Below are 16,388 nucleotides of genomic sequence, written 5' to 3' on the forward strand. Positions count from 1 at the left end.
ACAAATCCTCCCGGAAAGTCTATGTACGAATTTAATCTTGTGTTGTTATTACTACAACAGATGTTTGGTTATTGCCTAGCTACTAAGTAAAACACCTCTATTTATTCCACTGTTACAAGTCACTGTGCGTTTACCTCATAACCTACTGTGTTATATCACTTTTTCCATTTTTTGTATTATGGGAACTTATTTTGGATTGCATGTAGGTGATTCCATTGCCAATACCCGCGCTATTGGTGCGGTCCTTGGCGGCCTTCTAGGTGGGCCAAGTGTCAGCGCGCTGGTGGGATTAACCGGTGGACTGCACCGCTACTCCCTTGGTGGGATGACCGCTTTTAGTTGCATGATATCGACCATTATTGAAGATTTAATCGGTGGCATTATCCACAACTATTTGACAAAACGTGGTCAGACAAACCAACTGATTAATCCCTGGACAGCCGCTATCGTCACGTTTTGTGCTGAAATAATACAGATGGGCATTTTACTACTGCTCGCCCGTCCATACAGTGAAGCATTAGCATTGGTCAAAAATATTTCAGCCCCTATGATCGTCACCAATAGTATCGGCTCAGCAATGTTTATACGTATCCTACTTGACCGGCGAGCGATATTTGAAAAATATACTAGTGCATTTTCTGCTCAGGCACTGAAAATCGCTGTCTATACGGAGGGTATTCTGCGAAAAGGATTTAATGAAAATAACAGTATGCGAGTAGCAAAAGTTATTTATCAGCAACTGGAAATCGGCGCAGTTGCTATTACAGACAGAGAAAAACTCCTGGCATTTATACCCGTCATCTTTCAAGTTGCTTCTTTGTTGGCTGCACTCGCTCACCCCGGTCACATCGTTATCTATGCTCCTGGGGATTCGCTCCCTTGCCGTCGCGATCCATCTTGAAATCCATTGGGTATATATAAAAAGCAGCTTTTTTATTATAGAAATACTGAAGCAATTAACCGGCAACAAAAACGGCTCCTGTAAAAAGAGCCGCTTTATTATTTAAGCATCAGTCCAAATGATTACTGTGCGTTACTATTGTTATAACGACGGCGTGGAGCAGATGAAGCATGATCATCACCACGACCACGGAAACTGCTACGGCTTTGGCCTTCACCACGACCTTCACCACTGCGGCGTTCACCATTGAAGCGACGGCCACCACCATTGAAACTCTCACGATCACGACGAGGGCCATTACCGTTGTTACCGTTACCGTTACTGTTACGCCCACCACCACGACGCTCGCGGCGTTCAAATGGCTGTGCATCACCCATTAACTGCATATTCATTGGTTTATTCAGAATGCGGGTACGGGTAAAGTGGGATAATAAATCACCTGGCATGCCTTTTGGCAATTCAATCGTGGAATGCGTTGCAAACAATTTGATGTTGCCAATATAACGGCTGCTAATATCACCTTCGTTAGCAATCGCACCAACGATATGACGAACTTCAACACCATCATCGCGGCCCACTTCAATACGGTACAACTCCATTTCACCGACATCACGGCGTTCACGACGAGGACGATCACTACGTTCGCCACGATCATCAGAATTATTACGACGACGATCGTCACGTTCGTTGAATTCGCGGCGAGGACGACGAGCCGGATCTGGAGGCAAAATCAACGGGCGCTCACCCTGTGCCATTTTCAATAATGCAGCTGCCAGCGTTTCTATATCCAGATCTTCCGCAGGTTGCAGTTTAGACAACAGAGTACGGTACTGATCCAGATCGCTGCTTTCCAATTGCTGCTGCACATTAGCGGCAAATTTTTCCAGACGACGCTGACTCAGCAATTCAGCATTTGGCAGTTCAACTTCCGGGATAGCCAGCTTCATTGTACGTTCAACGTTACGTAACAAGCGACGTTCACGGTTTTCTACAAACAACAACGCACGACCTGCACGACCTGCACGGCCAGTACGGCCAATACGGTGAACATAAGATTCCGCATCCATTGGAATGTCATAGTTAACAACCAGACTGATGCGCTCAACATCCAAACCACGCGCTGCAACATCAGTTGCAATCAAAATATCCAAACGGCCATCTTTCAGACGTTCCAATGTCTGCTCACGCAGTGCCTGGTTCATATCACCGTTTAGCGCCGCACTGTTGTAGCCATTACGCTCCAGTGCTTCTGCTACTTCCAACGTTGCATTTTTGGTACGCACAAAAATAATCGCAGCATCAAAATCCTCAGCTTCAAGGAAACGCACCAAAGCTTCATTTTTACGCATACCGTAAACAGACCAATAGCTCTGGCTGATATCAGGACGAGTCGTTACACTCGCTTGGATACGCACCTCTTGCGGATCGTTCATAAAACGACGAGTAATGCGACGGATAGCTTCTGGCATAGTTGCAGAGAACAGCGCAGTCTGATGTTCAGCAGGGATCTGGCTCATGATGTTTTCAACATCTTCGATAAAGCCCATACGCAGCATTTCGTCTGCTTCATCCAAAACTAAACCGCTCAGGTTAGACAGATCTAACGTACCACGCTTCAGATGGTCCAGAAGACGCCCAGGTGTACCCACAACAATTTGTGGCCCTTGACGTAAAGCGCGTAACTGAACGTCATAACGTTGCCCACCATACAGTGCAACAACATTCACGTTACGTATATGTTTAGAAAAATCTGCACACGCTTCGGCTACCTGTACCGCCAGTTCACGGGTCGGTGCCAACACAAGGATCTGCGGAGCTTTCAACTCAGCATTGATATTATGCAGTAAAGGCAGACTAAATGCCGCTGTTTTACCACTCCCCGTCTGCGCCATACCCAGTACGTCACGGCCATTTAATAAATGGGGAATACATTGTTGCTGAATTGGAGATGGCTTTTCATAGCCAAGATCTTCCAGTGCAGAAAGGATAGGTGCTGATAAACCCAGATCAGCAAAAGAGATTTCAGTCTCAGTGGTCATGTAATGGTGCCTCATTAGTTATGGCGGCCAGTCTACATAACGCATCGAAAAAAATTTCGGTAATTTTCATTTAAAATGTGAACTGGCTCAAAGTATTTAATTAAACGAACAAATAAGCCCTCATCGGTCAAGATGATGGACTTTGCTAATCGATCTCGAAATGTTCGTCAGCTATTGCTGGTCCGATTCTGATAGGTCATCTTGTTCCTGGCCTAACAGCGCCAATTCCAACAATGCATAGCGGTGCTCAACAAAGTTATGTGCGTTGTTAGCTACCGTCAGCTTGAATAACGCAGATGCGCTATCCTTGTCCCCCAGACTTAGGTAATGTTTACCTAAATAGAAGTCAGTTTCACTGAGATGCTCAGCGAGCGAAGTGTTATCCGTTGCATTCTCTTTCAAGCGATTCATCAATGTATATTCACTAATTTTGCCTAAATAGAATTCAACTATATTCCAGCCCCATTGCCCCCGGTTCGCTTTTTCGTAGTGTTGCGACAAGTTTACCATCGCCCCTTTAGGATAAAATTCTTTTTCCACTAGGTACAACCACAACGAACGGAAAGGATCATTTGGATCGTCTTGATAAAACGCCTGCAGATCATCCTGCGCTAACTTATACCGACCACCGTAATACAACGCGATTCCACGGTTAAGACGCGCGTAATTGTAAGTTGGATCAAGCTCTAATACAGAATCAAACGCTTCATAGGCGGCATCAAAATTGCCAGCCTGTGTGAAGTAAATTCCCAGATAATTAAAAATCTCTGGAATATTAGGCCGAATAGATAAGGCAACAGAAAAATCATTCCGTGCCAAAGCTCTTAGCCCGAGACTATCATACAGCACACCTCTCTCATATAAAAGCTGTGCGTACTCATCTTCTGTCAATGACCGACTCGCAAGAATCTGTTCCATACGAGCCAGAATGACTTCTTGCTGCAATGAAGGTTGTAACGGAATAGCAAAAACTTCGTTTTTACGCCAATCCTTGCTGCTGCATCCTGCCAAAAGAAGTATTGCTACAGCATAACACCAGCGCAGAAAAAGATTCATTTCCTACTCCCGAAAGTCAGACATTGATTAAGAATGCCCTATCACCCATATTGCATTTATTGGGCCTCCTGCCCTGAGTCTATAAACGGTGCCTTTTTACAAGACACCGTTTATACCCGTTATCTTTCAAGTTGCCTCTTTGTTGGCTGCACTCGCTCACCCTGGTCACATCGTTATCTATGCTCCCGGGGATTCACTCCCTTGCCGTCGCGATCCATCTTGAAATCCATAGGGTATATACATCAAATTTATTCTGCTGATTGTGGTGCCACTAGTGTATCCTCGACAATTACGCCGACTGTCGCTTCTTTAATGCTCAGGCGAACACGACCCTGGCGATCAATTTCCAAGACTTTAACTGAGACTTCCTGACCAACCTGCAAATAGTCAGCCACTTTCTCAACACGCTTATCAGCAATCTGAGAAATATGTACCAGACCTTCTTTACCACCACCGATAGCAACAAACGCGCCAAAATCAACAATGCGGGTTACTTTACCAGTGTAAACACGAGCAACTTCGATCTCAGCAGTTATTTCTTCAATGCGACTAATGGCATGTTTTGCTTTTTCACCATCAGTTGCAGCAATTTTCACTGTGCCATCATCTTCAATCTCAATGGTAGTACCAGTTTCTTCTGTCAGTGCACGGATAACTGAACCACCTTTACCGATAACATCTTTGATCTTATCAGGGTTGATCTTAATAGTGTGAATACGTGGTGCAAATTCAGAAATATCATTACGTGGGCAGTTAATTGCCTGTTCCATTACACTCAGGATATGCAAACGCGCACCTTTTGCCTGATTCAGAGCAATTTGCATAATTTCACGGGTAATGCCTTCAATTTTGATGTCCATTTGCAGCGCGCTGATACCTTCACAGCTACCCGCCACTTTAAAGTCCATGTCTCCCAAATGATCTTCATCACCCAAGATGTCAGACAGAACAACAAAATTATCGCCTTCTTTCACTAACCCCATTGCAATACCAGCAACAGCAGCTTTAATCGGCACACCTGCGTCCATTAACGCAAGAGATGCCCCACAAACAGATGCCATTGAAGACGAGCCGTTTGATTCCGTAATTTCAGAAACTACCCGAACGGTATATGGGAATTCGTTAGCTTTTGGCATAACTGCCGCCACACCACGTTTGGCCAGACGACCATGACCAATTTCACGACGTTTTGGTGAACCCATCATACCTGTTTCACCAACAGAATATGGCGGGAAGTTGTAGTGCAATAGGAAACGATCTGTGCGCTCTCCCATCAACTCGTCAATGATCTGTGCATCACGTTCTGTACCCAAAGTCGCAGTAACCAAAGCCTGAGTCTCACCACGGGTAAACAGCGCAGAGCCATGAGTTCGGGGCAGAACACCAGTACGTACATCCAATGCACGCACCATATCTTTTTCACGACCATCAATACGTGGTTCACCACGCAAGACACGGCTACGAACAACTTTTTTCTCTAAACTACCCAGAATTTCATGGATTTCAGCTTCCTCTAAAGCTTCATCCTGTTCCAACAGCGCTGCCGTAACTTCCTCTTTGATAGCATCAACCTGAGCATAACGCTCCTGTTTTTCAGTGATACGATAAGCATCACCCAGACGGCCTTCTGCCAATTCAGCTACACGGTCATGCAACGCTTGATTAACAGATTCTGGCACCCAATCCCATTTTTCTTTACCTGCTTCCGCAGCCAACGCATTGATGTTATCAATAACCACTTGTTGTTGATCATGGCCGAATACTACCGCACCTAACATTTGCTCTTCAGTTAGAATGTCTGCTTCAGACTCAACCATCAGCACAGCACCAGCAGTACCTGAAACCACCAGATCCAAACGGCTATTTTTCAGCTCATCACTGGTTGGGTTCAGCACATACTGATCGTTAATATAACCAACACGAGCAGCGCCAATTGGGCCATTGAACGGGATACCAGATAGCGCCAGCACAGCAGAAGCACCGATCATTGCAACAATATCTGGGTTAACTTGCGGGTTAACAGAAACAACTGTTGCTACAATCTGCACCTCATTCAGGAAACCTTCCGGGAACAGAGGACGCAGAGGACGATCAATCAAACGAGCGACCAACGTTTCTCCTTCACCTGGACGACCTTCACGGCGAAAGAAGCTGCCTGGAACACGACCAGCAGCATAAGTACGCTCCTGATAGTTAACAGTCAGTGGAAAGAAATCCTGACCTTCTTTTGCTTTCTTTTGACCAACCACAGTGACAAATACAGCCGTGTCATCCATATTGACCATGACAGCAGCTGTGGCCTGGCGAGCCATCATACCTGTTTCGATAGAAACGGTATGTTGACCATATTGAAATTTACGAACAATCGGATTAAGCAAAATAATATCCTTTCGTTAACATTGCCTTTTATATTCAGCAGACAACAATGAATGATCTCTCCATGCCACATCCTCGCGACTAACGACAGGTCTTACTCCCTTAAGCACTCTCATTAGCCGCGCGAACCTCTGTAACTGAAGAGCCTTAACAAAAACCACCACCAGCATTTTTATGCTGTTATCTATGATGGCTTCTCAGAAGAAAAGGGGCCATATATGGCCCCTTTCCACTGAAACTTGCTCGATTAGCGACGCAGGCCAAGACGCCCAATCAGCGCAGTGTAACTTGTTACATTTTTACGCTTCAGATAGTCCAGAAGTTTACGACGCTGAGAAACCATGCGCAGCAGACCACGACGGCTGTGGTGATCTTTTTTGTGCTCTGAAAAATGGCCTTGCAAGTGGTTAATCTGTGCAGTTAACAAAGCAATCTGTACTTCACTAGAACCACTGTCATTCGAATCACGACCAAATTCAGCAATAATTTGCGCTTTTGCTTCAGTACTTAGAGACATATTACAACTCCAAAAACATATAAACTAAAATTACAGGTGCCGATCTCTAATTCAGCCACCCAACATATAACTGCGCCATTCTACGCTGCAAATAAGTTAAGCGCAAGATAGCCCAAAATACCCTAATCCCGGCTTTCAACAACTAAACGGCGGGGAGCAACAAGCCCATCATCATTGATAACAGCAATGCCAATGAATTTCCGTTCATCACCTTCAGTTACACGTACCATACTTTCAACTAAAGCTGGGGATTTGGCACTGCGCACCGCCTGACCTTGTTTAAAATAAGCCGCAACTACTGGAATCAAATTAACCTCTGGGAAATGAGCAATTGCACTATCCATCGGTAATAGTAATGAATCAATTAATTCGCCTACAGGTATTTCCTGATCTTTGGCCTGCTTTTGTAATTCATATAATTGCTCAAGTGTCACCATGCGATCATTTGGATAATTCGCTACCTGTAAACGTCTTAAATAAATAACGTGAGCACCACAGCCTAATAATTCACCGAAGTCATCAATAATAGTGCGAATATAAGTTCCTTTCGAACAGTGTATTTCCAATTCCAGTTCATCATCTTCCCAACGGATAAACTGTAATTCATAGACTGTAATTGGCCGTGCTTCGCGTTCGACCTCAATACCCTGACGAGCATACTCATACAATGGTTTTCCCTGATATTTCAGTGCAGAATACATGGAAGGAATTTGCATGGTATCACCACGGAATTTATCCAAAGCTGCATCAAGTTGAGCCTGACTTAGCTGGATTGCCCTTTCACTGATGATTTGCCCGTGTGAATCAGATGTGTCAGTTCGCTGACCAAGACGAGCTATCACTCGATAACGCTTGTCAGAATCAAGTAAGAACTGGGAAAACTTCGTCGCTTCACCAAGGCAAACCGGTAGCATACCGGTTGCCAGTGGATCCAACGCACCGGTGTGACCAGCTTTGTTAGCGTTGAAAACACGTTTTACTTTTTGTAACGCATCATTAGAAGAAATATCCTGCGGCTTATCCAGTAACAACACACCATGTATATCACGACCACGACGACGATGCCCCATTACTTCTCCTCTTTGTGATCCGCAGAAGTCCGGCGCTGTTCATCATTCTTTACAACATTAGTAACCAGATTGGACATCCTCATCCCCTCCACCAGGGAATTATCGTAGGAGAAAGTCAGCTCTGGTACGACACGCAAACGCATTGCTTTACCCAGCAGAGAGCGAATAAAACCAGAAGCTTCATTCAATGCCTTAATACCATTCTTTACCACATCGGAATCATGTTCTTCAGTCAACACATTCAGAAAGGTGACGAATACTTTGGCATAAGCCAAATCACGAGAAACTTCAACGCCAGAAACAGTCGCCATACCGATTCGGGGATCTTTCACTTCTCGCTGTAAAATGATGGCAATCTCTTTTTGCATTTCCTGTGCAACGCGCTGAGTACGACTGAATTCTCTTGCCATTGTTATATCTCCTGACATTTGAGGGGCAAAAGCCCCTCAATAATGAAATTAACCAGTGGTAGGAATTAAGCGATAGATCGTTTAACTTCAATAACTTCAAATACTTCGATCATGTCACCAACACGAACATCGTTGTAGTTCTTAACACCGATACCACATTCCATACCATTACGGACTTCGTTAACGTCATCTTTAAAACGGCGAAGGGATTCCAATTCACCTTCATAAATCACTACGTTATCACGCAACACGCGAATTGGATTATTACGTTTAATAGTACCTTCGGTCACCATACAACCTGCAATCGCACCAAATTTCGGTGATTTAAACACATCACGAACTTCTGCTAGTCCCATGATCTGCTGTTTATATTCAGGCGCCAGCATACCACTCATTGCCTGCTTAACCTCATCAATCAGGCTATAGATAACAGAGTAATAACGTAGATCCAAACTTTCATTTTCAACAACCCGGCGTGCAGAAGCATCAGCGCGAACATTGAAGCCCAGAATAATTGCATTAGAAGCAGCGGCCAATGTTGCATCAGTTTCGGTAATACCACCTACGCCAGAGCCGATGATTTTCACTTTCACTTCATCAGTAGACAATTGTTCTAATGCTTCACGGATCGCTTCACATGATCCCTGAACATCAGATTTCAGAACAATATTCAATTCAGAAACTTCACCTTCTTCCATGTTAGCAAACATGTTTTCCAGTTTAGATTTCTGCTGGCGAGCCAGTTTGACCTCACGGAATTTACCCTGACGATACAGAGCAACTTCACGAGCTTTCTTTTCATCACGTACAACAGTTGCTTCATCACCAGCCGCAGGTACGTTGGATAGGCCAAGGATTTCCACTGGAATAGATGGCCCCGCAGAGAACACTTCACGACCTAGCTCGTCACGCATTGCACGAACTCGTCCATATTCAAAGCCACAAAGTACTATATCACCTTTGTTCAAAGTACCTTCCTGAACCAACACTGTCGCAACCGGGCCACGGCCTTTATCCAAGAATGATTCGATAACAACGCCGCTTGCCATACCAGAACGGACTGCTTTTAGTTCAAGAACTTCGGCTTGAAGTAAGATTGCGTCCAGCAATTCATCGATGCCAATACCTGCTTTAGCGGATACATTGATAAACTGAGTTTCACCACCCCACTCTTCAGGCTGAACACCGTGCTGAGAAAGCTCACTCTTCACGCGATCCGGATCAGCTTCTGGTTTGTCGATCTTGTTAACCGCAACAACTACAGGCACATTCGCTGCTTTTGCATGCTGAATAGCTTCAATAGTCTGAGGCATCACGCCATCATCAGCGGCGACAACCAGAACCACGATGTCGGTAGCTTTTGCACCGCGTGCACGCATTGAAGTAAATGCAGCATGCCCAGGGGTATCCAGGAAAGTAATCATGCCACTTTCAGTTTCAACATGGTAAGCACCGATATGCTGGGTAATACCACCCGCCTCACCAGAAGCAACTTTCGTAGAACGAATATAATCCAGCAGAGAAGTTTTACCGTGGTCAACGTGACCCATGATGGTCACAACCGGCGCGCGCGGTTCAGCAACAGCTTCACCTGTATCGCGGTCGCTCATCAGCGCTTCTTCCAGCTCATTCTCACGACGCAGGATAACTTTATGACCCATTTCTTCAGCAACCAGCTGTGCCGTTTCCTGATCGATCACCTGATTGATGGTTGCCATTGCACCCATTTTCATCATGGCTTTGATGACCTGAGAACCTTTGACAGCCATTTTATTCGCCAATTCAGCAACAGTAATAGTTTCACCGATCACAACATCACGGTTAACAGCAGCTACAGGCTTATTGAAGCTTTGTTGCAATGTACTGGTTTTACGCTGCTTGCCTTTTGTACGACCAACGGCGCGGGCTTCTTCACGATCTGCTTTAGATTCAGAATGTTTATTATTTTTCTTCTGGCGAGTAGCCTTACCACTACGACTGCGGGCACGACGATCACCTTCAACTTTAGCATCATTTTCGTCTTCTGCTGCACGGGCATGATGGGAGGTAGTGACATGATAATCGTCGCTATCAATGGAATCTGAATCACTTGACCACTTATCCTGATTCTCTTCAGCCATACGACGAGCTTCCTCAGCAACGCGTTTAGCTTCTTCCTCTACCTTACGACGCATCTCTTCTTCTGCTTTACGCTTAAGATCGGCAGCTTCTGCTTCACGGCGTGCTTTTTCACTTTGAGTTGTTTTATCAGTCTGTGCTGGTTTCTGTTTATGTTCGGTATGTTGATTGGTCACTTTTTCATTTTCCGCTGCCTGGCGCTTAGCTTTTTCAGCTGCTTCACGTTTGGCCTTTTCTTCTGCCTCACGTTTAGCCTGCTCTTCAACGAGTTTCTTCGCTGCTGCTTCGGCTTCGCGTTGCGCTTTTTCTTCTGCTTCGCGCCGTGCTTGCTCTTCCGCTTCACGCTTCGCTTGCTCTTCCGCTTTAGCCTGTTCAACTGCATCACGGTTCACATATGTACGCTTTTTGCGGACCTCAACGGCTACCGGTTTACTTTTACCATCGGTGCCTGAAACATTCAGCGTACTACGTGTCTTACGCTGCAATGTCAATTTATCGGGTTTACCAGCTGAGCCACCTTGTTCGCGGTTCAAATGTGCCAGTAAAGCTTCTTTTTCTTTCTGGGAGACAAAATCAGTTTCAGTTTTTTTAATCCCTGCATCAGCAAATTGCTGTACCAAGCGATCAACCGAAGTCTGTATCTCTTCTGCCAGTGATTTTACGGTTACATCTGTCATGCTGTTCCTTCCTGCTACGGTTTATTACGCATCATCGCCAAACCAACAGATATTTCGGGCAGCCATGATGAGCTCGCCTGTTTTCTCATCATTCAAACCTTCAATATCAGATAGGTCGTCGATACCCTGCTCGGCAAGATCTTCCAGCGTACAGATGCCACGGGCAGCCAGGTCAAATGCCAGAGTACGATTCATACCAGTCAGATTTAACAACTCTTCAGTTGGTTGTTTATCACTGAGGCTTTCTTTCTGAGCCAGTTCCAGAGTAGTTAAAGCAGCTTTCGCACGTTCACGCAGGACTTCGATAGTTTCCTCACCAAGGCCTTCAATTGCCAGAAGTTCCTTAATTGGTACATAGGCCAATTCTTCCAGAGTTGAAAACCCTTCTTCGACTAGAACAGTAGCAAATTCTTCATCAATATCGAGATGCTTAGTGAATGTATCAATAGAAGCATGAGCTTCTGCCTGATGTTTTGCTTGTAACTCTTCAGCAGTCATGACATTTAATTCCCATTTGTCATCACCACGGTGTTTTTTCAACAACTGCGCAGCCAGGCGCACATTTTGACCATTACGGCCAATAGCCTGCGCTAAGTTGTTGCTTTCAACGGCAACATCCATCGTACACTTGTCTTCGTCGACAACAATAGATGCAACATCAGCCGGAGCCATAGCATTAATGACAAACTGAGCAGGATTATCATCCCACAGTACGATATCGATTCGTTCGCCGCCCAGCTCACTGGAAACAGCCTGTACTCGCGCACCACGCATGCCAACGCAAGCACCTACCGGATCGATACGCTTGTCATTCGTTTTTACTGCAATCTTAGCGCGAGAACCCGGATCACGAGCCGCAGCTTTAATTTCAATTAGCTCCTCACCAATTTCCGGAACCTCAATACGGAACAGTTCAACCAGCATTTCTGGGCGGGAACGACTGACAAACAGTTGCGCACCTCGTGCTTCAGGGCGAACATCATACAGCACACCGCGCACGCGGTCACCTGGGCGGAAATTTTCCCTTGGTAACATATCTTCGCGAAGGATAACTGCTTCAGCATTATTGCCTAAATCAAGAGTGATATTCTCACGATTGACTTTCTTAACCACACTGGTGATGATCTCACCTTGCTGTTCGCGGAACTGGTCAACAACCATAGCGCGCTCAGCCTCACGTACTTTTTGTACAATAACCTGTTTAGCGGTTTGCGTTGTAATACGATCAAAGGTCACTGATTCAATTTGATCTTCGGTATAGCTGCCCAAATCGATTTCAGGCTCTTCAAATCTAGCCGCTTCCAGCGTAATTTCACGAGTTGGCTGAGTCACTTCCTCAACAACTAACCAACGACGGAAGGTGTCAAAATCGCCAGATTTACGGTCAATGCTGACACGAACATCAATATCTTGTTCATATTTTTTCTTGGTGGCTGTGGCCAATGCTGTTTCCAGCGCCTCGAAGATCTTTTCGCGTGGAAGGGATTTTTCGTTGGAAACCGCTTCCACAACAGCCAGAATTTCTTTATTCATCCTAGTTGCCTCATCCGAACTTTAAAAGTGGGGTACCAGGTTCGCTTTCTGGATGTTGCTCAGTGCGAACACTTCATCTTTTCCATCCACCGTAACCGTGATCATTTCGCCGTCGACAGTTTTGATAATGCCCAGCCATTTCCGACGGTTTTGCATTGCTATACGTAAAACCAGACTGACTTCCTCACCAATAAAACGCTGGTAATGTTCAACCGTGAACAATGGACGCTCTAAGCCAGGTGAAGAAATTTCCAGGTTATAAAGCACTGAGATAGGATCTTCGACATCCAATACCGCACTGACCTGGTGGCTAACATCAGCACAATCATCAACAGTGATACCATTCTCACTATCAATATAAATCCGCAGTGTAGAAACACGTGCACGAATAAACTCCAAGCCGACTAACTCAAAGCCTAAAGCTTCAACTGGTGCTGAAATCATCGCTGTTAATTTTTGCTCTAATGTGGACAAGCCCACCCCCAAGACATAAAAAAAGGGCTAATTAGCCCAGTAGTTCTGTTGTCAAATAACAAAAAACCCCGAAATTCGGGGCTTTATGCAACTGGACCCTATTTGCTGCCAGTGGCTTCAACCACTCACTTCATGCCCCTTTAAATCAGAATCAATATTTCAAATATTGCTGAATTATTTCGTTCAAAAAGGCGCATCTTAATTTAAGAAGTGGTTGCGGGAGCCGGATTTGAACCGACGACCTTCGGGTTATGAGCCCGACGAGCTACCATGCTGCTCCATCCCGCGTTCGAAAACGTGGCAAATATTACGCCGATAGCTGCAAAAACGCAAGCTATCCGAATAATGGTACCGAGGACGGGACTTGAACCCGTAAGCCCTAGTGTGGGCACTACCACCTCAAGGTAGCGTGTCTACCAATTTCACCACCTCGGCACTGCATAAGGCCATCACTGATTAAACAGCCTCATCTTAATTCTTTCCTATGACGATTACTGCGGGATATCACTATTTGGTGCTACTGGTGCCGTCGGAATCTCCGTTGACTTCTCGACTTTAGCAGGCTCGCCAATGTTGTCCCACTTACTGCTTGTACCAGTCTGGTTACTGGTCATATTGCCAAGCACCAAACTAATAATGAAAAACAGAGTGGCGAAAAGCGCAGTCATACGAGTCATGAAGTTACCAGAGCCCGATGAACCAAACAGCGTTGCAGAGGCACCCGCACCAAAGGAAGCACCCATATCAGCACCTTTACCTTGCTGTAGCATAACCAAGGCAATTAGCCCGATAGCAACTAGCAAGAAAACAACTAAAAGAGCTCCATACATATATCGTACCTATGTCCTCGTGGGGTTTACCACGATTTACGTGGCTACCTTATACCGCATCACCCACTCAAACAGGCTAATCACCTGACCGAGTGGGTCTGAATACTAACCAAACCACATCTGATACGCAAGGTTAATTTCAATAATCAGAATCACTTGGAGAAAAAAACAACAAATTAGCCCGCGTGTTTCACTGCATCAGCAATACGACGGGCCAAAGCAGTAACTTGTACATCATCTTCACCTTCTACCATGACACGAATCAATGGCTCAGTACCAGATTTACGTAACAATACCCGTCCACGGCCATTTAATTCAGCTTCAACAGATTTAGTAGTATTAATTACGCTTTCCGATTTAAGTGGATCGTGTGAACCAGAGAAACGAACATTTACCAGCACCTGTGGCAAAAGTTTCATACCACTACACAGATCGTGCAAACTCATATGGTTACGTACCATAGCACTCAGAATCTGAAGGCCAGCAACAATGCCGTCACCCGTAGTTGTTTTATCCAGTAAGATAACATGACCAGAGTTTTCGGCCCCTAAACGCCAGCCTTCTTCCTGCAATTTTTCCAGCACATAACGGTCACCCACTTTAGTACGCAAAAATGGGATACCAAGCTGCTTCAATGCTAACTCCAATCCCATATTACTCATCAGCGTACCAACAACGCCACCACGCAGTTGTCCTTGTCTCAATGCCTCACGGGCAATAATATAAAGGATCTGGTCACCATCAACTTTCTGTCCCAAATGGTCAACCATAATAACGCGATCACCATCACCATCAAATGCCAAACCAACATCTGCTTTCTCTTCTACAACCCGTTGCTGTAACAAACGAACATCGGTAGCACCACACTTTTCATTAATATTGATACCGTTTGGTTCACAGCCAATCGTCACAACATCAGCCCCTAGTTCTCTGAGTACATTTGGAGCAATGTGGTAAGTCGCACCGTTAGCGCAATCAAGTACAATTTTCAATCCATTAAGACTTTGCTCACTTGGAAATGTACCTTTACAGAATTCGATATAACGACCAGCAGCATCAACAATACGATTTGCGCGCCCTAACTCTGCGGATTCCACACAAGTCAATGGCTTTTCCATTTCAGCTTCAATCGCTTCTTCCACATCATCCGGCAGTTTCGTACCATCAATAGAGAAGAATTTAATACCGTTATCATAATAAGGATTATGAGAAGCAGAGATAACAATTCCAGCTTCAGCACGGAAAGTTCGGGTCAGATAAGCAACAGCAGGTGTTGGCATAGGACCAGTGAACGAAGCAGATAAACCAGCCGCAGCTAAACCTGCTTCTAAAGAAGATTCCAGCATATAGCCAGAAATACGAGTATCTTTACCGATAATGATCTTACGAGAACCGTGACGAGCCAGTACCTTACCCGCAGCCCAACCAAGCTTTAACACAAAATCTGGCGTAATTGGGCTATCGCCCACTTTGCCACGGATACCATCGGTACCAAAGTATTTGCGGTTGCTCATAATTTCTTTTCTTCCTTTGCTGAAAGTGTTGCTCCGACAATGTGCATTGCCTGCACGGTTTCTTTGACATCATGTACTCGGATAATTTGCGCTCCTTGCATAGCAGCGATAACTGCACAAGCTACACTACCGATAACCCTTTCTTGCGGCGGCACATGAAGCAACTGACCTATCATAGATTTACGCGACATTCCTGCTAGCACAGGTAAACCAAATTGCTGAAATTGGTTTAAATACGCCAGTAACTGATAATTATGCGTCAAATTCTTGCCAAAACCGAAGCCAGGATCAAGAACAAGTTTATCTTTTGTTATCCCGGCCATCACACAACGTTTAATTTGCTCAGTAAAAAATTGGTTCACTTCTATTAACAAATTTTCATAATGTAGAGCATCCTGCATAGTACGTGGTTGGCCTTTCATATGCATCAAGCAAACGGGTAAGCCTGATTTAGCTACGCTTTCCAAAGCACCAGGCTCTTGTAATGCACGAATATCGTTAATCAAATGGGCGCCAGCTTTTGCTGACTCACTCATCACCAATGCTTTCGAGGTATCAACAGAAATCCAGATATTAAATCGTTGAGCTAAAGCCTCAACAACCGGAACAACACGATCCACTTCTTCCTGTTCACTAACTTCATCAGCTCCCGGACGAGTAGATTCCCCACCGATATCAATGATCGCAGCGCCTTCATTAATCATATTCTCAGCATGTTGTAAGGCCATATCCAGGGTATTATGAGCCCCACCATCAGAAAATGAATCTGGAGTCACATTCAAAATACCCATTATTTGTGGGCGGGAAAGATCGAGAATATTGTCTCTGGCTCTGAGTTTCATATTAGGCTACCTTCAATGTCAAAACCCCAGG

General features: G+C 45.0%; 13 protein-coding genes, 2 tRNA genes and 1 pseudogene. 1 reads left to right on the forward strand and 15 read right to left on the reverse strand.

Annotated features, from left to right (window positions below; translation table 11 throughout):
* Positions 1-21: 21 nt before the first annotated feature.
* Positions 22-797, forward strand: a pseudogene (locus SLS51_RS14285) (LytS/YhcK type 5TM receptor domain-containing protein); the annotation flags it as partial.
* A gap of 226 nt (positions 798-1,023) precedes the next feature.
* On the opposite strand, the gene SLS51_RS14290 reads toward SLS51_RS14285, so the two are convergent.
* From SLS51_RS14290 to folP, 15 genes are all read right to left on the reverse strand, one after another.
* Positions 1,024-2,940, reverse strand: coding sequence for a DEAD/DEAH family ATP-dependent RNA helicase (locus SLS51_RS14290; RefSeq protein ID WP_323839404.1), 1,917 nt, complete (start codon positions 2,938-2,940; stop codon positions 1,024-1,026).
* A complete protein-coding gene (gene yrbN, locus SLS51_RS24140; RefSeq protein ID WP_369293942.1) occupies positions 2,930-3,010 on the reverse strand; it encodes a protein YrbN in 81 nt (26 codons plus the stop codon). The genes SLS51_RS14290 and yrbN overlap by 11 nt, the downstream gene beginning before the upstream one ends.
* A 101-nt stretch (positions 3,011-3,111) precedes the next feature.
* Positions 3,112-3,996, reverse strand: coding sequence for a lipoprotein NlpI (gene nlpI / locus SLS51_RS14295; RefSeq protein ID WP_112894265.1), 885 nt, complete (start codon positions 3,994-3,996; stop codon positions 3,112-3,114).
* A 248-nt stretch (positions 3,997-4,244) separates the two neighbouring features.
* A complete protein-coding gene (gene pnp / locus SLS51_RS14300; RefSeq protein ID WP_323839405.1) occupies positions 4,245-6,374 on the reverse strand; it encodes a polyribonucleotide nucleotidyltransferase in 2,130 nt (709 codons plus the stop codon).
* Between the two features lie 245 nt (positions 6,375-6,619).
* The gene (gene rpsO, locus SLS51_RS14305; protein WP_323839406.1) at positions 6,620-6,889 is read right to left on the reverse strand and encodes a 30S ribosomal protein S15; all 270 of its coding nucleotides are present in this window, start codon (positions 6,887-6,889) and stop codon (positions 6,620-6,622) included.
* Between the two features lie 122 nt (positions 6,890-7,011).
* Positions 7,012-7,959 (reverse strand): tRNA pseudouridine(55) synthase TruB, encoded by a 948-nt coding sequence (gene truB, locus SLS51_RS14310; protein ID WP_323839407.1) that lies wholly within the window; start codon positions 7,957-7,959, stop codon positions 7,012-7,014.
* On the reverse strand, positions 7,959-8,369 hold the full coding sequence (gene rbfA, locus SLS51_RS14315; RefSeq protein WP_323839408.1) for a 30S ribosome-binding factor RbfA: 411 nt from the start codon (positions 8,367-8,369) through the stop codon (positions 7,959-7,961). The genes truB and rbfA overlap by 1 nt, the downstream gene beginning before the upstream one ends.
* Positions 8,370-8,434: 65 nt before the next feature.
* Entirely contained in the window at positions 8,435-11,164 is a 2,730-nt protein-coding gene (gene infB, locus SLS51_RS14320; protein ID WP_323839409.1) for a translation initiation factor IF-2, read from the reverse strand.
* A 24-nt stretch (positions 11,165-11,188) separates the two neighbouring features.
* Entirely contained in the window at positions 11,189-12,697 is a 1,509-nt protein-coding gene (gene nusA / locus SLS51_RS14325) for a transcription termination factor NusA (protein ID WP_323839410.1), read from the reverse strand.
* A 21-nt stretch (positions 12,698-12,718) separates the two neighbouring features.
* A complete protein-coding gene (gene rimP / locus SLS51_RS14330) occupies positions 12,719-13,171 on the reverse strand; it encodes a ribosome maturation factor RimP (RefSeq protein WP_036776519.1) in 453 nt (150 codons plus the stop codon).
* A gap of 211 nt (positions 13,172-13,382) precedes the next feature.
* Positions 13,383-13,459: transfer RNA gene (locus tag SLS51_RS14335), tRNA-Met, on the reverse strand.
* A gap of 58 nt (positions 13,460-13,517) precedes the next feature.
* Positions 13,518-13,606 (reverse strand) — tRNA-Leu (locus tag SLS51_RS14340).
* 56 nt (positions 13,607-13,662) lie between these two features.
* The gene (gene secG, locus SLS51_RS14345) at positions 13,663-14,001 is read right to left on the reverse strand and encodes a preprotein translocase subunit SecG (RefSeq protein WP_323839411.1); all 339 of its coding nucleotides are present in this window, start codon (positions 13,999-14,001) and stop codon (positions 13,663-13,665) included.
* Positions 14,002-14,177: 176 nt separating this feature from the next.
* Positions 14,178-15,515: a phosphoglucosamine mutase gene (glmM, locus tag SLS51_RS14350; protein WP_323839412.1), complete on the reverse strand. Its 1,338-nt coding sequence runs from the start codon at positions 15,513-15,515 to the stop codon at positions 14,178-14,180.
* Complete coding sequence (gene folP, locus SLS51_RS14355) at positions 15,512-16,357, reverse strand: dihydropteroate synthase (protein WP_323839413.1); 846 nt, start codon at positions 16,355-16,357, stop codon at positions 15,512-15,514. Before folP ends, glmM begins: the two co-directional genes overlap by 4 nt.
* Between the last annotated feature and the right edge of the window lie 31 nt (positions 16,358-16,388).

This window comes from Photorhabdus africana (genome assembly GCF_035181445.1).
Classification (GTDB): domain Bacteria; phylum Pseudomonadota; class Gammaproteobacteria; order Enterobacterales; family Enterobacteriaceae; genus Photorhabdus; species Photorhabdus laumondii.